Here is a 20709-nt window from a genome sequence, read left to right as displayed (position 1 = left end):
GGGCCGGCGGCAAGGGCCGCCGGCCTGGGGTTTGCGCCCGGCCCCGGAAGGGCAGAGGCGCTGCCAGCGCCGGCCTGCCGTTCAGAGCAGGTCCTGCTGGCGTAGGTGCTGGCGTATCTCCTCGAGCCTTGGGCCGAGGAGATGGCGCAACACCTTGTGGTTCAGCCATTCACCGAGCTGCTCTTGCACCGGCTGGTCGGGATGGCGCGCGATGACATTGGTCGCGGCCTTTTCCCACCAGACGGGGCCGCAGGCCCGGTCGAACTCGTTGTCGTAGTCGTGGCACCCGTAGAACAGCTCCAGGCTGAACTGGCGCATCGGGACCGGCAACGGCAGTGTTCTCAGCTTGTACAGCAGGCGCGCGGCCCGTGGTGGACGCGGCAGGCGGTCGGTCACCAGTTGGGTGTCGTCGAGAGCCAGGGGGCTGAGAAGGGACGTTCGGTGCTTGTGCAGCCAGGCCTGGACTTTCGCCCGGAACAACTGCTTGCGGCTCCAATAATGGTGGATGAGGTCGGTACAACCGACGGGTTCCAGTTGTCTGTAGGCCGCAATCGCCAGAACGAACTCTTCAAGATTATAGGCTGCGCGGGCAATTGGGTAGAGGTCATCCATCAATTCCAACGAACGGTCGAGTACGACGGCGTCTTCGCGGGTCAGTCCGATCACTCCGGAATTGATCAGCGGCGTCCGTTCGTCGGCCAGTCCGCGGGCTTTCAGGGGCTCGATCAGCTGGCGGTAGACGGGCGCCGGCGAGTCGCCAAGCCGGTGCCGCACGGCGTTGCACAGCAGGGCGCCGGGCCGCACCTGGGCGAACAGCCGGGCTGGCGATACGTGGAAGAAGGTGTCGGTGTCGATCAGCACGGCGGCGGGCAGTTCGTCGAGCGCCTGGCGCAGGGCCACGTGCTTGGCGCGGAAGTGATAGCCGTGCGGCCCGTACCAGCCGGCCAGGGTGCCTGCGTCGATGTGGCGCACCCGCACCGGCAGCCCGGCGTAGGGAGCGCCGTCATCGGTGACGACCTGGATGTCCAGGCGCAGCTGCGGCGTTTCCCGTGCCCGGGCGATGGCGCTGGCGATGCTGAACAGGGCTTCCTGATGGTAGGTCTGGCGACCGTACACGAGGTAGATCAGAGAGGGGGCATGTGCCATGCCATGTGGAACCTCTAGCGTCCTGGCCGGTGAACCGCCGCCCGTTGCGGGCGGCGGAACGCCGTTGCGCTAGCGGGGCAGCTTCAGGTTTTTCCACAGTGCCAGGCTGGGGTCGGCCTGGTTCAGCGTGTAGAAATGCAGCCCGGGGGCGCCGCCGTCCAGCAGACGTTCGCACATCTCGGTGATCACCTGCTCGCCGAAGGACTGGATGCTGGCGATGTCGTCGCCATAGGCTTCCAGCTGCTTGCGGATCCAGCGGGGGATTTCGGCGCCACAGGCGTCCGAGAAACGCGCCAGCTTGGAGTAGTTGGTGATCGGCATGATGCCCGGGACGATCGGGATGTCGACGCCCAACTTCTGTGCACGCTCGACGAAGTGGAAATAGCTGTCGGCGTTGAAGAAATACTGCGTGATTGCACTGTCAGCACCGGCCTTGACCTTGCGTACGAAATTGGCCAGATCGTGCTCGGAATTGCGTGCCTGCGGATGTACTTCCGGGTAGGCAGCGACCTCGATGTGGAAGTGGTCGCCGGTCTCGGCGCGGATGAACTCCACCAGTTCGTTGGCGTAGCGCAGCTCGCCGCTGGCCATGCCCATGCCCGAGGGCAGGTCGCCGCGCAGGGCGACGATGCGGCGGATGCCGGCGTCCTTGTAGTGGGCGAGCAGGGCGCGCAGTTCGGCCTTGGTGTCGCCGACGCAGGACAGGTGCGGCGCGGTGGGGACGTTCACCTCGCCGTCCAGCTGCAGGACGGTGACCAGGGTACGGTCGCGGGTGGAACCACCGGCACCGTAGGTGCAGGAGAAGAAGTCCGGCTTGTAGCCGGCCAGCTGGCGCGCGGTGGCCAGCAGTTTTTCATGCCCGGCTTCGGTCTTGGCGGGGAAGAACTCGAAGCTGAAGCGGCGATCGGATGTCGTCATGGAACAGATCCGCAAGAGGCTGTCGGGACGTGATCGCTGAAGGCTGAAGGCTGAAGGCTGAACGAAAAGGCAGATCGGTGCGCTTTTTCGTCCAGCCTCCAGCCTCCGGCTTCCAGCGGCTTTTTAGTAGCGGTAAGTATCCGGCTTGAACGGACCTTCGACGGTCACGCCGATGTACTCGGCCTGTTTCGGCGTCAGTTGGGTGACCACGCCGCCGAAGCCGCGGACCATCTCCAGGGCGACTTCCTCGTCGAGCTTCTTCGGCAGCACTTCGACGCTCAGGCGCTTGGCCTTCTCGGCGGCCGGCTGGTCGGCGAACTTGCGCTCGAACAGGTGGATCTGCGCCAGCACCTGGTTGGCGAAGGAACCGTCCATGATGCGGCTCGGGTGGCCGGTGGCGTTGCCCAGGTTCACCAGGCGGCCCTCGGCGAGCAGGATCAGGTAGTCGTCGTTGTGCGGATCGAAGCCGTCCTTGCCGGTGCGGTGGATCTTGTGCACCTGCGGCTTGACCTCTTCCCAGGCCCAGGTCTTGCGCATGAAGGCGGTGTCGATCTCGTTGTCGAAGTGACCGATGTTGCAGACCACTGCGCGCTTCTTCAGGGCCTTGAGCATGCCGGCGTCGCAGACGTTGACGTTACCGGTGGTGGTGACGATCAGGTCGATCTTGCCCAGCAGGGCAGCGTCGACGCTGGCCTCGGTGCCGTCGTTCAGGCCGTTCTTGTACGGCGAGACGACTTCGAAGCCGTCCATGCAGGCCTGCATGGCGCAGATCGGGTCGACTTCCGCGACCTTGACGATCATGCCTTCCTGGCGCAGCGACTGCGCCGAGCCCTTGCCCACGTCGCCGTAGCCGATCACCAGCGCCTGCTTGCCCGACAGCAGGTGGTCGGTGCCGCGCTTGATGGCGTCGTTGAGGCTGTGGCGGCAGCCGTACTTGTTGTCGTTCTTGCTCTTGGTCACCGAGTCGTTGACGTTGATCGCCGGGACTTTCAGGGTGCCGGCTTTGAGCATGTCGAGCAGGCGGTGCACGCCGGTGGTGGTCTCTTCGGTGATGCCGTGGATCTTCTCCAGCATCGCCGGGTATTTCTTGTGCAGGATCTCGGTCAGGTCACCGCCGTCGTCCAGCACCATGTTGGCGTCCCACGGCTGGCCATCCTTGAGGATGGTCTGCTCGATGCACCACTCGTACTCCTGCTCGGTCTCGCCCTTCCAGGCGAACACCGGGATGCCGGCGGCGGCGATGGCGGCGGCGGCCTGGTCCTGGGTGGAGAAGATGTTGCAGGACGACCAGCGCACTTCGGCGCCGAGGGCGACCAGGGTCTCGATGAGCACGCCGGTCTGGATGGTCATGTGGATGCAGCCGAGGATCTTGGCGCCCTTGAGCGGCTGGCTGGCGGCGTACTTGCGGCGCAGGCCCATCAGTGCCGGCATCTCGGACTCGGCGATGATCAGCTCGCGGCGGCCCCAGGCGGCCAGGGAAATGTCGGCGACTTTATAGTCGGTGAAACCGGCAGGCGTCATGACAGCGCTCATGCGTAACTCTCCATTCGTTGTCTGCGAATGGGCGCCGTTGATGCGTTAACGGCCGGCGGACGCCGACCGGGACGCGCCCCGTCCGAGCCTGACAAGCCTTGGCTTGCTGCAGCGCCCCTCGGAACGGGTGGCGGGAACGGCCGGAGCGGAGCCGGCCGGTGAAGCCTGCGGATTATAGCGATGCCGGGCGGCAAGCCAAAGGTTTTCCGTCGTCCGCCGGGCCCGCCCGCGCCGCGCCAGGGGCCGTGAATACCCTGGCGCGGCGGCGCGCGGGTTCAGATTACGCCCTGCTCGCGCAGCTTGCCGATGGCGGCGGCGTCCAGGCCGAGCACGCTTTCGAGAATCTGCTCGGTGTGCTGGCCGAGGGTCGGCGGGGCGTTGCGGTACTCGACGGGGGTCTGCGACAGGCGGATCGGGCTGGCCACCTGGGGCACGCTGCCGGCCAGCGGGTGCGGCAGGTCCACGCGCAGGCCGCGGGCGATCACCTGCGGGTCGGCGAACACCTGGGCCAGGTCGTTGATCGGCCCGCAGGGCACGCCGGCCTGCTCCAGCGCGGCGATCCACTGCGCAGTGGTGCGCATCACCGTGGCCTGGCGGATCAACGGGATCAGCACGTCGCGGTGGGCGACCCGCGCCTTGTTGCTGGCGAAGCGTTCGTCGTCGGCCCATTCCGGGTGCCCGGCCAGTTCGCAGAACTTGCGGAACTGCCCGTCGTTGCCGACCGTGAGGATCATGTCGCCGTCGGCGGTGGGGAAGTCCTGGTAGGGCACGATGTTCGGGTGGGCGTTGCCCAGCCGCCGCGGCGGGATGCCGGTGGTCAGGTAGTTCAGCGTCTGGTTGGCCAGGCAGGCCACCTGCACGTCGAGCAGGGCCATGTCGATGTGCTGGCCGATGCCGCTGACGTCGCGGTGGGCGAGGGCGGCGAGGATGGCGGTGGACGAATACAGGCCGGTGAGGATGTCGGTCAGCGCCACGCCGACTTTCACCGGGCCGGCGCCTTCCTCGGCGTCGGAGCGGCCGGTGATGCTCATCAGGCCGCCCAGGCCCTGGATCATGAAGTCGTAGCCGGCGCGCTTGGCGTAGGGGCCGGTCTGGCCGAAGCCGGTGATGGAGCAGTAGATCAGCTTCGGGTTGAGCTGCTTGAGCGACTCGTAGTCCAGCCCGTAGCTCTTCAGCCCGCCGACCTTGAAGTTCTCCAGCACGATGTCGGCCTTGGCCGCCAGCTCGCGCACCAGGCGCTGGCCTTCGGGCTGGGTGAAGTCGATGGTGAGGGATTTCTTGTTGCGGTTGGCCGACAGGTAGTAGGCCGCCTCGCTGGTGTCGCGGCCCTCGGCGTCCTTGAGGAACGGCGGGCCCCAGGCGCGGGTGTCGTCGCCGCTGCCGGGACGTTCGATCTTGATCACTTCGGCGCCGAGGTCGGCGAGGATCTGCCCGGCCCAGGGGCCGGCCAGGACACGGGAAAGGTCGAGAACGCGGATATGGGACAGGGCGCCGGACATAGAAGCTCCTGGGCTGCAGGCCACAGGCTGCAGGCTTCAGACGGAGCGCTCTTGCCTGCCGCCTGAAGCCTGCCGCCTGGAGCCGCTTTTTTTAGAAGAAGGCCTGGATGCCGGTCTGGGCGCGGCCGAGGATCAGCGCGTGGACGTCGTGGGTACCTTCATAGGTGTTCACCACTTCCAGGTTGACCAGGTGGCGGGCCACGCCGAACTCGTCGGAGATGCCGTTGCCGCCGAGCATGTCGCGGGCCATGCGGGCGATGTCCAGGGCCTTGCCGCAGCTGTTGCGCTTCATGATCGAGGTGATTTCCACCGCAGCGGTGCCTTCGTCCTTCATCCGGCCCAGGCGCAGGCAGCCTTGCAGGGCCAGGGTGATTTCGGTCTGCATGTCGGCCAGTTTCTTCTGGATCAGCTGGTTGGCGGCCAGCGGGCGGCCGAACTGCTTGCGGTCCAGGGTGTACTGGCGGGCGGTGTGCCAGCAGGCCTCGGCGGCGCCCAGGGCGCCCCAGGAGATGCCGTAGCGCGCCGAGTTCAGGCAGGTGAACGGGCCGCGCAGGCCACGCACTTCGGGGAAGGCGTTCTCTTCGGGGACGAACACGTTGTCCATCACGATCTCGCCGGTGATGGAGGCGCGCAGGCCGACCTTGCCGTGGATCGCCGGGGCGGACAGGCCTTCCCAGCCTTTCTCCAGGACGAAGCCGCGGATCTGGCCTTCGTCGTCCTTGGCCCAGACCACGAAGACGTCGGCGATCGGGCTGTTGGTGATCCACATCTTGGCGCCGGACAGGCGGTAGCCGCCGTCGACCTTCTTGGCGCGGGTGATCATCGAGCCCGGGTCGGAGCCGTGGTTCGGCTCGGTCAGGCCGAAGCAGCCGATGTATTCGCCGCTGGCCAGTTTCGGCAGGTACTTCTGCTTGGTGGCTTCGTTGCCGAACTCGTAGATCGGCACCATGACCAGGGACGACTGCACGCTCATCATCGAGCGGTAGCCGGAGTCGACGCGCTCGACCTCGCGGGCGATCAGCCCGTAGCACACGTAGTTCAGGCCGCTGCCGCCGTATTCGGCGGGGATGGTCGCGCCGAGCAGGCCGGTCTCGCCCATCTCGCGGAAGATCGCCGGGTCGGTCTGCTCGTGGCGGAAGGCCTCCAGCACGCGCGGGGCCAGCTTGTCCTGGGCGAACTGCTGGGCGCTGTCGCGAACCATGCGCTCTTCTTCGGTGAGTTGCTGATCCAGCAGCAGCGGGTCTTCCCAGTTGAAGCTTGCTTTGGTGGCCATCGGGTTACCTCGGGGCAGTGACAGGGTGTCCGACCAGTTTAGGCGGACGCAGTGCGGTCGATCCTAGTCAGCCGCCGACCGGTGCGGCAACCGACTAATTCGCACGCTGTTGTGCTATTTTCTCACTCCGTGATCGCCCGGGCCCCATGAAACGAATGTTTGAATGGCCTGTTTCCCGGGCTTCGCGGATCACGAGATTCCCAAGAGGCATTCGATGCGGCGCAAGATCCCCACCACCGCGGCGCTGGTCAGCTTCGAGTCGGCGGCGCGCCATGAAAGCTTCACCAAGGCCGCCGAGGAACTGTCGCTGACGCAGAGCGCCATCTGCCGGCAGATCGCCGGGCTGGAGGCGTTCCTCGGCGTCGAACTGTTCCGCCGCTCGCGGCGCGGCGTCAAGCTCACCGAGGCGGGGCTGGGCTACAGCCGGCGCATCGCCGCGCGGCTGGACGCGGTGGAGCGCGACACCCTGGCGGTGATGGGCCAGCAGGGCGGCGGCAGCATCGAGCTGGCGGTGGTACCGACCTTCGCCACCCAGTGGCTGCTGCCGCGGCTGAAGGCCTTCAAGGGGCTGTACCCGGAGGTCACGGTGAACCTGACCAACCGCACCCGGCCCTTCCTCTTCGCCGACACCGACTTCGACTGCGCGCTGTACTTCGGCGACGGCGCCTGGTCCGGCACGGTGAAGCACTTCCTCATGCGCGAGAACCCGGTGCCGGTGTGCAGCCCCGAGCTGCTCGAAGGCCGCGCCAGCCTCAGCGCCGAGGCGATCGCCGCGCTGCCGCTGATGCAGCAGACCACCCGGCCCTACGCCTGGCGCCAGTGGTTCGGCTCCCTGGGCATGAGCGTCGCCCACGACATGAGCGGCACCCGCTACGAGCTGTTCTCCATGCTCGCCCAGGCGGCCATGCTCGGCATGGGCGTGGCGCTGATCCCACCCATGCTGATCCAGCGCGAGCTGGCCGAGGGCCGGCTGATCGTGGCGATGCAACATGCCTATTTGAGCGAGCACGCCTATTACCTGATGATTCCCGAGCGCAAGGTGGAGTCCGCCATCGTCCGTGCCTTCCGCGACTGGCTGGTGGAACAGGCGCGCATCTACCGCGAGGAGGCCGGCCTGGGCTGATCCGGGCCGGGCGAGAAGCGGCGATCCGCGCGATAATTGCGCAGCCGGCGGGGCTCGACCCGTCATCGCGCTCACGAGGCGCAACCAGCAAGGAGTTCCCATGAATTTCCACACCCGCAAATGGGTAAAACCCGAAGACCTCAACCCCAACGGCTCGCTGTTCGGCGGCAGCCTGCTGAAGTGGATCGACGAGGAGGCGGCCATCTACGCCATCGTCCAACTGGGCAACCAGCGTGTGGTCACCAAGTTCATCTCCGAGATCAACTTCGTCAGCTCGGCGCGCACCGGCGACATCATCGAGATGGGCATCACCGCCACCGATTTCGGCCGCACCTCGATCACCCTGACCTGCCACGTGCGCAACAAGATCACCCGCAAGAGCATCCTCACCATCGACAAGATGGTCTTCGTCAACATGGGCCCGGACGGCCTGCCGGCGCCCCACGGCAAGACCGAGATCACCTACATCAAGGACCAGTTCAAGGACGACGACATCAACGAGGCCTGAGCCGGGGCCTGCCTCCGGGCCCGCAGCGACGCCGGAGGCTTTGCATCCGATCGGTTTCGTGTGAGCCTGTGCCCGCCCACGGCGGGTGCGGGCCAACGCTCCCCCGTCGTACCACCACAGAAGAAGACCGGGGAGACACCATGCAAGCGCCCATCGCATCCACGCTGCGCCGCCTCGTCGCAGCCACCTGCTGCGCCATCCTGCTGGGCGGCGCCGCCCAGGCCGCCGAGCCCAAGGCCGACCTCAAGCCCGAGGCCGGCACCTTCAAGATGGGCATGCAGCCCTGGCTGGGCTACGGCCAGTGGTACGTCGCCGAGCAGGCCGGGGCCTTCAAGGCCAACGGCCTGGACAAGGTCGAGCTGGTCAACTTCACCGAAGACAAGGACATGAATGCCGCCCTGGCCAGCGGCCAGATCGACGGCGGCAACCTCGCCACCCACACCGCCATGGCCATGGTCGCCGCCGGCCTGCCGGTGAAGATCGTCCTGCTGCTGGACCAGAGCACCAGCGCCGACGCGCTGATCGTCGACCCCTCGATCAAGACGCTGAAGGACCTCAAGGGCAAGCAGGTCGCCTATGAAGAGGGCACCACCAGCGACATCCTCCTGCACAGCGCCCTGCGCAAGGCCGGCCTGAGCCTGGCCGACGTGCAGCCGGTGCCGATGCCGGCGGCCAACGCCGGTTCCGCGCTGATCGCAGGCCAGGTGCCGGCGGCGGTGACCTACGAGCCCTACCTGAGCGCCGCCAGGCAGCAGAACCCGAAAGTGAACCTGCTGTACAAGGGCTCGGACGACCCGGGCATCATCAGCGACGTCTTCGTGGTCCGCGACGAGGTGCTCAAGCAGCGCCCCGGCCAGGTGCTGGCCCTGCTCAAGAGCTGGGAAGCCGGCCTGAAGCACTACCAGGCCCACACCGCCGAAGGCCGCGCGGCCATCGCCAAGGGCGTCGGCGCCGAGCCGGCGGAGCTTGCGAGCGCCTTCGACGGCGTGCGCTTCTATTCCCTGGACGAGAACAAGACCGAGCTGAAGGGCGCCTTCGTCAAGGACTCCTTCGCGCACATCCAGAAGGCCGCCACCGAAGCCGGCATCATCCAGCAGCCGGTGACCCCGGAACAGGCCGTCGACGCGCGCTTCGCCGAGGCGCTGTGACGCACCCCGCGCGCCGGCCACAGGGCCGGTGCGCGTTCCACTCGCTACCCCGAGCCCAGCATGAACGCCCGTAAACCCTCCCCGCTGTTCGTCATCGGCAAGCCGCTGGCGCGCACCCACCTGCTGCTGATCGGCGGCGGCGTATTCGTCCTGCTGGCCCTGGCCTGGTGGGCGGCCGGCGCCAGCGGCGCGGTGCCGAAGATATTCCTGCCGGCGCCCGGCGACGTCTGGGCGCGCATGCTCAGGCTGGCCGCCGACGGCACCCTGTGGGCCGACCTGAAGGTCAGCGTCTACCGCATCCTGGTGGCCTTCGCGATTTCCTCGGCGATGTCCATCGTCATCGGCGTGTTCGCCGGCTGCTACGGCTTCTGGAAGGCCGCCACCGAGCCGCTGGTGGACTTCGTGCGCTACATGCCGGTGGTGGCCTTCGTGCCGCTGAGCATCCTCTGGGCCGGCACCAGCGACTTCCAGAAATTCCTCATCATCTGGATCGGCACCTTCTTCCAGCAGGTGCTGATGGTGATGGATGCCATCAAGCGCGTGCCGCCGGACTTCGTCGGCCTCGGCCGGACCCTGGGCATGCCCGACCGGCGCATTCTCCTGAAGATCGTCCTGCCCAGCGCCCTGCCGGGCATCTGGGACGCCCTGCGCATCAGCCTCGGCTGGGCCTGGACCTGGCTGGTGCTGGCCGAGCTGGTGGCCGCCACCTCGGGCCTGGGCTACCGCATCGTGGTGTCGCAGCGCTTCTTCCAGACCGACACCATCATCGGCTACATCCTGCTGCTCGGCCTGCTGGGGCTGGTCACCGACCAGGCCATGCGCGCCGCCGAGCGCGTCCTGTTCCGCTACAACCGGAGGCGCGGCTGATGGCGACCCTGGAGATTTCCGGCCTGAACAAGAGCTTCGCGGTCGGCAGAGAGCGCCGCGAGGTGCTGCGCAACATCGACCTGACCCTGGCGGACAACGAGTTCGTCTCCATCGTCGGCACCTCCGGCTGCGGCAAGAGCACCCTGCTGTCCATCGCCGCGGGGCTGGAGGACTTCGACAGCGGCAGCGTCAAGGTCGACGGCGTGCCCATCGCAGGCCCCGGCCTGGACCGCGGCGTGGTGTTCCAGGCCTACACCCTGCTGCCCTGGCTGACCGCGCGGCAGAACGTCGAATTCGCCCTCAAGGCCGCCGGCCGCTCGCGCGCCGAGTGCCGCGAGATCGCCGCCGAGCACCTGCAGCTGGTGAAGCTGGAGAAGTTCGCCGACGCCTATCCCACCGAGCTGTCCGGCGGCATGAAGCAGCGCGTGGCGATCGCCCGGGCGCTGTCCTACCGGCCGAAGATCCTGCTGATGGACGAGCCCTTCGGCGCCCTGGACGCCATGACCCGCCACCAGATGCAGGAGTTGCTCACGCGCATCTGGGAGACGCACCGGCTGACGGTGATGTTCGTCACCCACGACGTCGAGGAGGCGGTCTACCTGTCCGACCGCATCGTGGTCATGGGCCTGGGCCCGGGGCGGATCAAGACCACCTTCGACGTGAACCTGCCGCGCCCGCGCCGCGAGGAGATGGCCGGCAGCGCCGAGTTCATCGAGCTGCAGCGCCAGGTGCTGCGCTCGATCCGCGAGGAAGAGGCCGGCGCCGCGGTGCTCTGAGGCTCACCAGCGGCCGGAGGCCCCGCCACCGCCGCTGGAACCCCCGCCACCGCCGAAGCCGCCGCCACCCCGGCCACCGAAGCCGCCCCCGCCGAAACCGCCGCCGCGCCCGCCACGGAAGAAGCCGGCCGGCAGCAGGAAGAAGGGGTAGGCGATGAGGGCGAAGACGAAGGCGCTGACGCCGTTGTTGACCAGCGCGGCGAAGCTGAAGGTCAGCACCAGGCTGAGCACGCCGGCCAGCACCCCGACGATCACGCTGCACACCACATAGCGGCCGAAGCTGCGCTGGCGCATGAACGGTAGCGGCAGCAGGCGCCCCAGCAGCGGCACGCCGGCCAGCAGGGCGAACAGCGGCAGCAGGCTGCCGGCCGGCAGGCCCAGGTCGTCGCCCTGGGTGGCCTGCTGGGGCTCGGGCAGCGCCTCGCCGTCGATCAGCTTCTCCAGGCTGTCCACCCCGGCCTGCACGCCGCCGGCGAAGTCGCCTTCGCGAAAGTGCGGGACTATCTGCTCGCGGATGATGCGCCCGGCCAGCACGTCGGTGACGGCGCCCTCCAGGCCGTAGCCGACCTCGATGCGCAGGGCGCGGTCGTCCTTGGCCACCACCAGCAGCGCGCCGTCGTCCACGCCCTTGCGGCCCAGCTTCCACTGCTCGAAGGCGCGTACCGCGTACTGCTCGATGCTCTCCTCGCCGGTGCTGGGAATCATCAGCACCGCCAGTTGCGCGCCCTTGCGCTGCTCCAGCGCCGCCAACTGCTGCTCCAGCCGCTCGCGCTGCTCGGCGTCGAGGGTGGCGGTGAGGTCGGTGACCCGCGCGCTCAGCTGCGGCACGGCCACCTCGGCCTGCGCCAGGCCCGCGCAGCACAGCAGGGCCAGCGCCAGCAGCCAGGCGCGCATGCTCATTGCGCCGGTTGCGGCTGCGGCGTGCCGAAATCGACCTTGGGCGCGGTGGAGATGGCCGCCTCGTTCTCCACGCTGAAGTTGGCCTTGGGCTGGTAGCCGAAGATCTTCGCGGTGATCACCTGCGGGAACTGGCGGATCAGCACGTTGTAGTCCTGCACCGCCTTGACGTAGCGGCCGCGGGCCACGGTGATGCGGTTCTCGGTGCCTTCGAGCTGCGTCAGCAGGTCCTTGAACAGGCCGTCGGCCTTGAGCTGTGGATAATTCTCGGTGACCACCAGCAGCCGCGAGAGCGCCGAGCTGAGTTCGCCCTGGGCCTGCTGGAAGCGCTGCATGGCCGCCGCGTCGCCGAGCTGGTCGGCGTTGAGGGTGGTGCTGCCGACCCTGGCCCGGGCCTCGGTGACCTGGGTGAGCACGGCGGCCTCGTGGGCGGCATAGCCCTTCACGGTGTTGACCAGGTTGGGCACCAGGTCGGCGCGCCGCTGGTACTGGTTGAGCACTTCGGACCAGGCCGCCTTGACCTGCTCGTCGCCGGCCTGCATGGCGTTGTAGCCGCAGCCGGTGAGCAGGGAGACGAGGACGTAGCAGCACAGGAACTTGAGCATTCGGGGCATGGCAGGGGACTCTGGCGATCGCGAAACCCCCAGTCTAGACCAGTCATGCCCCTCGGTGCGGAGCTGTATACGCACTTCAGGCCTTTCCGAGGCTTGCCGGGCATGGGGGGCGAGGCGCTAGAATCGCAACTGGTCTATACCAGGAAGCCCCGCCTTGTTCGCCACCGCCCTGGTGCTGCTCGCCGCCGTGCTCCACGCGGCCTGGAACACCCTCGTCAAATTCAGCGCCGACCGCCTGCTGGTGGTGGCCTGCATGGACCTCGTCGGCCTGCTCGTGGCCCTCGCCCTGCTGCCCTGGATCAGCCTGCCGCCGGCCGAGGTCTGGCCCTGGCTGGGCAGCGCCGTGGCCCTGCAGCTGGTCTACCGGGTGTTGCTGATCCAGGCCTACAAGGTCGGCGACCTCGGTCTGGTCTACCCGCTGATGCGCGGCCTGTCGCCGCTGGTGGTGCTGGCGCTGACGCTGCTGGTGGGTGGCGAGCAGCTCAGCGACCGGCAGGTCCTCGGCATCCTGCTGATCCCGCTGGGCATGCTGTTCCTGCTCAAGGGCGGCGGCGGTTCGCGGCTGCCCTGGATCGCCTTCCCCGTGGTGCTGCTGATGGGCCTGTGCATCGGCAGCTACACCTGGACCGACGGCCACGCGCTGAAGCGCTGGCCACAGCCGCTGGACTACCTGGTGTGGCTGACGCTGCTCTCCGGCGTGCCCTTCCCGCTGCTCGCCCTGAGCGCTCGCACCCGCGCCTTCGCGCGTTTCTGGCAGACGCAGTGGAAGCTCGGCCTGAGCGTCGGCATCTGCGTGATGGCCAGCTACGGCCTGGTGCTCTGGGCCATGCAGCTGGGCTCGGTGGCCGAGGCCGCGGCGCTGCGCGAGACCAGCGTGGTGCTGGTGGTGCTGTTCGGCATGCGCTTCCTCAAGGAGCCCTTCGGCCTGCCGCGCCTGTTGGCCTGCAGCCTGGTGTTGGCGGGGATGCTGGTAATGAAGCTCTGAAATTGGCGAACAGGCCGCGAGATTGGCCGCTTTGGCGCACGCATCCGCCCGCCGGCCACTGACGTTCGCCTATGCTTGGCGGCAACCTGCCACCTTCCCAGCCGACGAGACCTCCGTTCATGCCCATCGCCTTCTGGTGCATCCTGATCGCATTCTTCCTGCCCTACCTGGGCACCAGCATCGCCAAGTTCACCGGCGGCGGCTTCGACCCCCGGCAGAACCACGACCCGCGCACCTTCCTGGCCAGCCTGGAGGGCTACCGCAAGCGCGCCAACGTCTTCCAGCTGAACAGCTTCGAGGTCACCCCGGCCTTCGCCATCGCCGTGCTGGTGGCCTACGTGGTGGGCAACGCCGAGCCGGCGACCCTCGATACCCTGGCCATCGCCTGGCTCACCAGCCGCCTGCTCTACCTGATCTTCTACCTCGCCGACCTGGCGCTGCTGCGTTCGCTGGTGTGGTTCGTCGGCATGGCGCTGATCGCTGCCTTCTTTGTGGTCTCCGCCTGAACCGCAGCTGAACGGTTCGCGCATCGCTGCGGCGGATGGCCGCAGGCGGGCGCGCGGGCTCTGGATCAATGCCGGGCAGCGGCGGATAATCCGCCGCTCCCGTGTCTGGCCTGTCCTACAAGAGTCCGCTCATGAAGCTGAAGACCCTGCTCGTCCTGCTGTTGGCCGGTGCCGCCCTGGCCGGTTGCCACCGTCTCGATCCGAATTCCCCGCTGGCCAAGCGCCAGGCGATCTTCAAGCAGATGCTCCACGCCAGCGAGGACATGGGCGGCATGCTGCGCGGCCGCGTCGTCTTCGACGCCGAGAAATTCCGCGCCGATTCGGTCAAGCTCAACGAACTGGCCAGCCAGCCCTGGCAGTACTTCCCCACCAGCAAGCCGACCGACGAGGGCGGCGACAGCCGCGCCAGGGACGAGCTGTGGCAGCGCCAGCTGGAATTCCAGGCCGACGCCAAGACCTTCCAGCAGGCCGCCGCCGCGCTGGAGGCCAACACCCGCCAGGCCACCCCGACCACCGATGGCGTGCGCAAGGACCTGGCCGCGGTGGAAGATGCCTGCGAGGCTTGCCACAAGAAATTCCGGGCGCTTTGACGGGCGCTCCGCTTTTTGTAGGAGCGGATCTCATCCGCGAATCGCGCCGGAGATGACGGCTATCGCGGAGAAGCTCCGCTCCTACGGTCTAGGCCGGCGCGGCTTCTCGTAGGATGGCGTTGAGCGAAGCGATACCCATCAGCGCAACCGCATGGGTTTCGCAGGGGCTCAACCCATCCTACGGGACTGGTGGCCGCCGGCATGGACGCCCACCCGATGCGCGCCGACGTCTTCGCCTACGCCCCACGCGATTAAGGCACACCCCCGTAGGAGCGGGCCCTGCCCGCGATTCGCGCGCAGGGCGCGCTCCTACAGGTAGCCAGCCAGGCAACCAGCCCTGCTCTCACTCCTCCAACTCCCGCTTCGCCTGCTCCAGCTCCGCGCGGGCCTCGGCCAGCTTGTCCTTGCGCTTCTCGATCTTCTCCGCGTCGCCTTTGTTCATGGCCTTGCGCAGGTCGCTTTCGCGCTGGCTGACTTCGCGCTCGGCGTCCAGCACGCGCTGGGTGCGCTTTTGCGTCAGGCTGCCGTCGGTGCAGTAGGTGTGGGCTTTCTCCAGGGCGGTTTCCAGGCCGGCGATGGCGCCCTTGTCGCCACGGGCGCGGGCTTCTTCCAGCTTGCCGGCGATGGCCGCCTGCTTGGCGGCGCAGCCGGTCAGGGGCTGCTCGGGTTGCGCGGCGAAGGCGCCGGTGCAGAGCAGTGCGGCGAGGGTGAGGGTAATGGATCGGAACATTCTCGGGTCCTGCGTTACCAAATGAGATATCGATGCTGACGAACGTCTAGAGTTTGCCATTAAGCGCGCGCGTGGGGGTTGCCCCATGGCAGTCCGCGGCCTGGTCGATCCATTGAACGCGCTCCGTCGGGCGGAGCGGGGGAGGCTGGATGCGTATCGCGATTCGCCTGGTTCAGGCGCTGATCCTGCTGTTGCTGGCGGCCCTGCTGGTGGGCGCCTGGTACCTGCTGCCCGGCGAGCAGCTGCGCCCGCCGATGCTCACCGGGGTGAGCGAGGACAGCTCCCTGCGCGCCGGCGGCCTGCGCCGCGGCTACGTGCTCTACGTGCCGCCCAACCTGGCGCCGAACCCGGCACTGCTGGTGGTGCTGCACGCCTCGCGCAGCAACGGCCAGCTGATGCGCCGCGACAGCGGCTTCGGCTTCGACGCCCTGGCCGACCGCGACGGCTTCCTGGTGCTCTACCCCGACGGTTTCGAGGGCCACTGGAACGACTGCCGCAAGGTGGCCAGCTACAGCGCGCGCACCCGCAACATCGACGACGTGGCCTTCCTCACCCGGCTGGTGCGGCGGATCCAGCGCGAGCGCCAGGTGGACCCGCAGCGGGTGTTCTTCGCCGGCTACTCCAACGGCGGGCAGATGGCCCTGCGCATGGCCGCGGAGTCCGAGCTGCCGCTGGCCGGCATCGCCCTGGTGGCGGCCAGCCTGCCGAGCGCGGCGAACGACGCCTGCAGCGAGTCGCAGCGGGCGGTGGCGGCGCTGCTGATGAACGGCACGCGCGACCCGATCAACCCCTACGGCGGCGGGCGGGTGAAGCTGTTCGGCTTCGGCGACCGCGGCGAGGTGCTCTCCAGCGAGGCTTCGGCCGGTGAGCTGGCGCGGCGCAACGGCATCAGCGCGCCGGCGCAGCGCGAGCCGCTGACGCGCCCCGGCCCGGTCTGGTCGGAGCGCTGGCAATGGCAGGGCGAGGGAATGCTGCCGGTGGAACTGGTGAGCGTGCACGGCGGCGGCCATCTGTTGTCGCAGCCGGGCTATCGGCCGCCGCGCCTGTTCGGCATTGCCGACCCCGAACTGGACGGGCCGGCGGAGATCTGGCGCTTCTTCAACCAGTTGCCGGTGGCTCAGACTTCCACGGTGCCGTAGGCGTCGAAGCCGCCCTTCTCGCCCGGGTAGCCGCCCGGGTTGGCCACCACGCGGGCGCGGCCGATGCGGTAGTCCAGGGCATCGTGCACGTGGCCGTGCAGCCACAGGTCGCACTGCTGCACCAGGTGCTCCAGGTCCGAGGCGAAGGCCGGCGACAGGCTGTCGCCAACGTATTGCGGCGGAATGGAGCGGGCGCTGGGCGCATGGTGGGTGACCACCACGGTCGGCCCGGCGAAGGGCTCGGCCAGCTGCGCCGTCAGCCAGTCCCGCGAGGCCTCGAACAACTGCTGGCTGAGCGCCGGGGTGAAGGGCGCGGTGAACCAGTCGATGCAGCTGAAATCGGGCATCAGGCGCAGCGCGCGCTGCAGCGTCAGCGGCAGGCTTTCCTCGCCGTAGAGCAGGAAGTCCGTCCACAGGGTGGCGCCGAGGATGCGCACGCCGTCGATGACCACCGCGTCGTTCTCCAGGAAGTGGATATCCAGGGCGCGGGCCAGGTTGCGCATGGCCTGGGCCAGCTCCGGCAGGTCGGAATGGTAGAACTCGTGGTTGCCGGCGACGTAGACCACCGGCGTGTCGGGGAAGGCCTCGCGGGCCCAGTGCAGGCCCTGCAGGTGCTCGTGGATGTCGCCGGCCAGCACCACCAGGTCGGCGTCCACCGCGGGCAGCTCGCGGCGGCCGCCGAAGTGCTCGTGGTGCAGGTCGGAAAGGACGCGGATACGCATGCGGGTTGTCTCCTGGCCGGGTCCGGCATTGTGCGGCACGCCCGCGGCCTTGCCCAGCGCTTGACCTGGATCATGGCAAGGCCGAACAGCGGAAAATTCCCATACGAACTTCAGGGATGATTAAGGCCGAGCGCCCAGTCTCGGACCAGGCTCGCAATCAGGGAGGCCATATGAAGTTCGTAGGCATCGTCATCGCCACCATGCTGGCGGCGTTCGGGCTGGCGCTCGTGCTCGATCCGCCGGGTACCTTCGATATCTGGGTCCTGCGCAAGCAGGCCATCCTGCTGAGCGGCGTCGTCGCCTTCGCGCTGATGTCGCTGATCATGCTCCTGGCGGTGCGCCCGGCCTGGCTGGAGCGGCCGCTGGGCGGGCTCGACCGCATGTACCGGGTGCACCGCTGGGCGGGCATCCTGGCCATCAGCCTGGGCCTGCTGCACTACCTGCTGGAACTGGGCGGGCCGCTGCTGGCGAAGTTCGTCGCCAAGCCGGCGAAGGGGCCGCGGGTGGAGACCTTCCTCGAGCTCTTCCGCGGCTCGGCCAAGGAGCTGGGCGAGTGGTCGGCCTGGCTGCTCGCCGCCATGCTGGTGCTGACGCTCTGGCAGCGTTTCCCCTACCACCTGTGGCGCTACGTGCACAAAACGCTGGCGCTGGTCTACCTGGTGCTGGCCTTCCATGGCGTGGTGCTGGCGCCGGCCGGCTACTGGGCGCAGCCGCTCGGCTGGCTGCTGGCGCTGTGCGCGGCGCTGGGCTCGGTGTGCGCGCTGATCGCCCTGAGCGGGCGCATCGGCCGGCGGCGCACGTACCAGGGCGTGGTGGTGGCGGTGGCGCGGCCCGGCGAGCGCATGCTGGAGGTCACCTGCCGGCTCGGCCGCAACTGGCGGCACAAGGCCGGGCAGTTCGCCTTCCTCACCTGCGACCGCCTGGAAGGGCAACACCCCTTCAGCATTTCCAGCGCCGACCAGGGAAATGGCGAGGTGCGCTTCAGCATCAAGGCCCTGGGCGACTACACCCGGCGCCTGCAGGATGCCCTGGCGCTGGGCGATGCGGTGAAGGTCGAGGGGCCCTATGGCTGCTTCGACTTCCGCCGCGGCGGCGAGCGCCAGGTGTGGATCGCCGGCGGCATCGGTATCACGCCCTTCCTGGCCTGGCTGGAGGCGCTGCAGCAGCACCCGGCCGATGCGCCGGAAGTGGAGCTGCACTACTGCGTGCGCAGTCCCGCCGACGCCATCTACGCCGGGCGCCTGCGCGAGCTGTGCGACGGCCTGCCCAGCGTGGCGCTAAAGGTCCACTACAGCGCCGAGGAAGGTTACCTGCGCGGCGACGACCTGAGCATGGCGCCGGACGCCTCCGGTCGCTGGCCGAGCCTGTGGTTCTGCGGCCCGCAGGGCCTGGCCGACCTGCTGCGGCGCGACCTCGGCCGGCGCGGCATGCCGGCGCGCAATTTCCACCAGGAAGCCTTCCGCCTGCGCTGAGGGCTCAGAAGCCGGCTACCCCGGCCGCGGCGAGTTGCGCGCCCAGGCGCTGCACCTCGTGGTCGGCAAAGAAGGCCTGCAGTTGTCGGGCCCGGACCGGCCCGACGCCCGGCAGCTGGCGCCAGTCGCTGGCCTGCCGGGCGCTCAGTTCGGCCCAGTCTGCGGTGGCCGGCAGGCTGTCGACCTGGGGCACGCCCAGCGCCCGCAACCAGTGCTGGAAGGGACGCTGTCGCGCGGCGCGGAACTGGGCGTGCAGACGTTCGCCACTGTGCTCGGCGAAGCCCGGCAATTGGCGCAGGGTTTCCGGCGGCAGTTCCAGCCAGTCGAGCAGGCCGGATAACTGGCCGGCTTCCAGCAGTGCCTGCCAGGTGCCCGGTCCCACGCCTTCCAGGGCCAAACCCTGTTCGCCGCCCAGCCAGGTGAGGCGGGCGAGGAACTGTTCTTCGCAACCGGGCGTTGCCCGCCAGCAGCTGAGCGCGTGGTAGCGCCCGGACTCTGGAGGCTCTACCGCAAGGCGCTGCGGCGAGCGCCAGACCACGCTTTCCAGCCGCGGGATGGTCAGGCCGGCCAGGGCGATGGCCACCTGGTCGCCGGGGCGGATGTCCAGGGCCTGCCAGCGCCGCGTCGAGCCGAGGCTGACCTGGGCGATGCGGCGGTCGTCCAGCGTCACCGGTTGCAGCTCCAGCAGCGGCGTCACCCGCCCGGTGCGGCCGATTCGGAAATGCACCCGGCGCACCTCGGCCAGGGCCTGGCGGTAGGGGTATTTCCAGGCCAGCACCCAACTGGCGCTGCCGGCCTGCCAGGCCTTCGCGGCGGGGCGCGAGCCCTGGCGGACGACGATGCCATCGCTGGCGAAGTGCAGGGGGCTGCGGTACCAATGCTCGCGCTGGCGCTGGGCGTCCTCGAAGCCCGCCACCGGCAGCGTCAGGGCTGCGCTATCAGCAAGGCCCAGCGCCTTCAGGCGCTCCAGGCGCTGCGCCATGCTTTGGGGGCCGTGCGGCAACTCCCAGACGAACAGGCCGACCTGCGAAACCTGTTTGCCCGGCTCGCTGCGCGCCATCAGCCCGGCGACCTTGCCGCGGGCGCCGAGGCCGCCCCTTTGCGCCTGCACGTGGCCCGGCAGGCGCCAGTAGAGTTCGCCCTGCAACACCAGCCGGCCCGCGGCGGGCAGACGTTGCGGCACGGCCGGCAGGCGGCGGGCGTTGGCGGTCCAGTCCTGGCCGTGGAGTCCATCGCCGCGGCTGATGGCCTGGACCAGTTCACCGTCCTGGTAGACCAGCGTCACGGCCACGCCATCGATCTTGGGCTGCACCCAGAGGTCCTCGCGCCCGGCCATCCACTGGCGGACTTCGCTGGCGTCGGCGGCCTTGTCCAGGCCGGTATGGGCCGCGGGGTGACGCAGCTTGCCGCGGCTGGCCGGCAGCGGCGGGGGCGGCTCGATGGCGAGCTGTGGATAACAGCCGCGCCAAAGGCTGAAGCGCTGCCGGGCCTGGTCGTAGAGTTCGTCGGCGATCGGGCTTTCGCCGCGCTGGTGGTAGGCCTGGTCCCAGGCATCCAGTTGCTGGCGCAGGCCCAGCAGCTCTTCGCCGGCGCGCTGTTCGGGCCAGCCGGGGCAGGCCAGGGAGAGGGGAGGGAGGAGCAGCAGGGCTGAGGCGAGCAGGGCTTTCATCGGCGGGCTTCCTTGCGCCTGGAGGGGGTTCCAGGCTAGGTGCGCCGCCGCCGCGAAGGGGCCGGGTGGAGTGTGGGAGGTTTCCGGGATGTGGCGTTATCGCGAACAGGATTCAGGGAGCGTCGTGATTTCACTTCACGCCAAGCGGTGAATCCAATCGCGGACAGAGTCCGCTCCTACGTCCAAGCTTCCCTGAATCGTAGGAGCAACTGTCTCACCGACTGCGCCGAGCTGCTTTTCGTAGGATGGGTTGAGCTTGTGTTCTGCCGGGAGACATGGGTAACAGGTGTCGGGAGACATAGGTAACGCATTTAGGATCACGGAATTGCCGTATCGGGAGATCGAGCGATGCCGTGGAAGGAGTGCACACCTGTGTCCAGTCGATATGAGTTCGTTCTCCTGGCAGAACAGCCTGATGCCAACGTGCGGGAGCTGTGCCGGCGCTTCGAGATCAGTCCGAAAACAGCCTACAAGTGGCTTCGACGCTACCGAGAGCAAGGCGAACCGGGATTGCTGGATAAGTCCCGGCGTCCCTTGAGTTGCCCCCGCCGTAGCAGCGAGGACCTGGAGCACGCTGTCCTGGCCTTGCATGAG

General features: G+C 68.4%; 21 protein-coding genes, 1 pseudogene and 1 riboswitch. Of the genes and pseudogenes, 12 read left to right on the top strand and 10 right to left on the bottom strand.

What is annotated here, in order from left to right:
- Window positions 1–81 precede the first annotated feature (81 nt).
- The 5 genes from BM060_RS28720 to BM060_RS28700 form a co-directional block, all read right to left on the bottom strand.
- A complete protein-coding gene (locus tag BM060_RS28720; RefSeq protein WP_074985441.1) occupies window positions 82–1146 on the bottom strand; it encodes a hypothetical protein in 1065 nt (354 codons plus the stop codon).
- 69 nt (window positions 1147–1215) lie between these two features.
- Complete coding sequence (gene metF / locus BM060_RS28715) at window positions 1216–2064, bottom strand: methylenetetrahydrofolate reductase [NAD(P)H] (RefSeq protein WP_009613698.1); 849 nt, start codon at window positions 2062–2064, stop codon at window positions 1216–1218.
- Window positions 2065–2187: 123 nt separating this feature from the next.
- On the bottom strand, window positions 2188–3597 hold the full coding sequence (gene ahcY, locus BM060_RS28710) for an adenosylhomocysteinase (protein ID WP_074985439.1): 1410 nt from the start codon (window positions 3595–3597) through the stop codon (window positions 2188–2190).
- Window positions 3598–3619: 22 nt separating this feature from the next.
- Window positions 3620–3723: riboswitch (S-adenosyl-L-homocysteine riboswitch) on the bottom strand.
- 149 nt (window positions 3724–3872) lie between these two features.
- Window positions 3873–5096, bottom strand: a complete 1224-nt coding sequence (locus BM060_RS28705) for a CaiB/BaiF CoA transferase family protein (protein ID WP_074985437.1) — start codon at window positions 5094–5096, stop codon at window positions 3873–3875.
- 91 nt (window positions 5097–5187) lie between these two features.
- On the bottom strand, window positions 5188–6369 hold the full coding sequence (locus BM060_RS28700; RefSeq protein WP_009613692.1) for an acyl-CoA dehydrogenase: 1182 nt from the start codon (window positions 6367–6369) through the stop codon (window positions 5188–5190).
- A 214-nt stretch (window positions 6370–6583) separates the two neighbouring features.
- Here BM060_RS28700 and BM060_RS28695 point away from each other — a divergent pair, with 214 nt between their 5' ends.
- From BM060_RS28695 to BM060_RS28675, 5 genes are all read left to right on the top strand, one after another.
- Window positions 6584–7492: a LysR family transcriptional regulator gene (locus BM060_RS28695; protein ID WP_074985436.1), complete on the top strand. Its 909-nt coding sequence runs from the start codon at window positions 6584–6586 to the stop codon at window positions 7490–7492.
- Between the two features lie 100 nt (window positions 7493–7592).
- Window positions 7593–8000, top strand: coding sequence for an acyl-CoA thioesterase (locus tag BM060_RS28690; protein WP_074985434.1), 408 nt, complete (start codon window positions 7593–7595; stop codon window positions 7998–8000).
- 140 nt (window positions 8001–8140) lie between these two features.
- Window positions 8141–9148: an ABC transporter substrate-binding protein gene (locus BM060_RS28685; RefSeq protein WP_074985432.1), complete on the top strand. Its 1008-nt coding sequence runs from the start codon at window positions 8141–8143 to the stop codon at window positions 9146–9148.
- A 60-nt stretch (window positions 9149–9208) separates the two neighbouring features.
- Window positions 9209–10015, top strand: a complete 807-nt coding sequence (locus tag BM060_RS28680; protein ID WP_009613685.1) for an ABC transporter permease — start codon at window positions 9209–9211, stop codon at window positions 10013–10015.
- Window positions 10015–10791, top strand: a complete 777-nt coding sequence (locus tag BM060_RS28675) for an ABC transporter ATP-binding protein (protein ID WP_043268432.1) — start codon at window positions 10015–10017, stop codon at window positions 10789–10791. Before BM060_RS28680 ends, BM060_RS28675 begins: the two co-directional genes overlap by 1 nt.
- Window positions 10792–10794: 3 nt before the next feature.
- On the opposite strand, the gene BM060_RS28670 is transcribed toward BM060_RS28675, so the two are convergent.
- A complete protein-coding gene (locus BM060_RS28670; protein WP_245322946.1) occupies window positions 10795–11685 on the bottom strand; it encodes a TPM domain-containing protein in 891 nt (296 codons plus the stop codon).
- Window positions 11686–11687: 2 nt separating this feature from the next.
- Window positions 11688–12302, bottom strand: coding sequence for a LemA family protein (locus BM060_RS28665; protein ID WP_009613681.1), 615 nt, complete (start codon window positions 12300–12302; stop codon window positions 11688–11690).
- Window positions 12303–12456: 154 nt separating this feature from the next.
- On the opposite strand from BM060_RS28665, the gene BM060_RS28660 reads away from it, so the two are divergent.
- The 4 genes and pseudogenes from BM060_RS28660 to BM060_RS33435 all read left to right on the top strand — a co-directional run.
- A complete protein-coding gene (locus BM060_RS28660) occupies window positions 12457–13287 on the top strand; it encodes an EamA family transporter (RefSeq protein WP_074985427.1) in 831 nt (276 codons plus the stop codon).
- 119 nt (window positions 13288–13406) lie between these two features.
- Window positions 13407–13793 (top strand): MAPEG family protein, encoded by a 387-nt coding sequence (locus tag BM060_RS28655; RefSeq protein WP_074985425.1) that lies wholly within the window; start codon window positions 13407–13409, stop codon window positions 13791–13793.
- A gap of 131 nt (window positions 13794–13924) precedes the next feature.
- Window positions 13925–14383, top strand: a complete 459-nt coding sequence (locus BM060_RS28650; protein ID WP_074985423.1) for a c-type cytochrome — start codon at window positions 13925–13927, stop codon at window positions 14381–14383.
- Between the two features lie 186 nt (window positions 14384–14569).
- Window positions 14570–14638: pseudogene (locus BM060_RS33435) on the top strand (hypothetical protein); the annotation flags it as partial.
- An 88-nt stretch (window positions 14639–14726) separates the two neighbouring features.
- Here the strand turns inward: BM060_RS33435 and BM060_RS28645 are convergent.
- Window positions 14727–15113: a DUF1090 domain-containing protein gene (locus BM060_RS28645; protein ID WP_074985420.1), complete on the bottom strand. Its 387-nt coding sequence runs from the start codon at window positions 15111–15113 to the stop codon at window positions 14727–14729.
- A gap of 149 nt (window positions 15114–15262) precedes the next feature.
- On the opposite strand from BM060_RS28645, the gene BM060_RS28640 reads away from it, so the two are divergent.
- Window positions 15263–16252, top strand: a complete 990-nt coding sequence (locus tag BM060_RS28640; RefSeq protein ID WP_074985417.1) for a CE1 family esterase — start codon at window positions 15263–15265, stop codon at window positions 16250–16252.
- On the opposite strand, the gene BM060_RS28635 is transcribed toward BM060_RS28640, so the two are convergent.
- Window positions 16231–16974 carry a metallophosphoesterase gene (locus BM060_RS28635; RefSeq protein WP_074985415.1) on the bottom strand — a complete coding sequence of 248 codons (744 nt, stop codon included), beginning with the start codon at window positions 16972–16974 and terminating at the stop codon, window positions 16231–16233. The two genes, BM060_RS28640 and BM060_RS28635, sit on opposite strands and share 22 nt — an antisense overlap.
- Window positions 16975–17144: 170 nt before the next feature.
- Between BM060_RS28635 and BM060_RS28630 the strand changes: the two genes are divergently transcribed.
- Window positions 17145–18446, top strand: coding sequence for a ferredoxin reductase family protein (locus BM060_RS28630; protein WP_074985412.1), 1302 nt, complete (start codon window positions 17145–17147; stop codon window positions 18444–18446).
- Window positions 18447–18450: 4 nt separating this feature from the next.
- Here BM060_RS28630 and ligB read toward each other — a convergent pair whose 3' ends face one another.
- A complete protein-coding gene (gene ligB / locus BM060_RS28625; RefSeq protein WP_074985410.1) occupies window positions 18451–20115 on the bottom strand; it encodes an NAD-dependent DNA ligase LigB in 1665 nt (554 codons plus the stop codon).
- 372 nt (window positions 20116–20487) lie between these two features.
- Between ligB and BM060_RS28620 the strand changes: the two genes are divergently transcribed.
- The coding region (locus BM060_RS28620; RefSeq protein ID WP_177224366.1) for a helix-turn-helix domain-containing protein at window positions 20488–20709 on the top strand (222 nt) is incomplete at its 3' end.

Origin of the sequence: Pseudomonas citronellolis, from assembly GCF_900112375.1 — a bacterium.
Lineage (GTDB): Bacteria > Pseudomonadota > Gammaproteobacteria > Pseudomonadales > Pseudomonadaceae > Pseudomonas > Pseudomonas citronellolis.
Note: the sequence above shows the minus strand (reverse complement) of the source record. Positions and strands in the feature narration are given on the sequence as shown.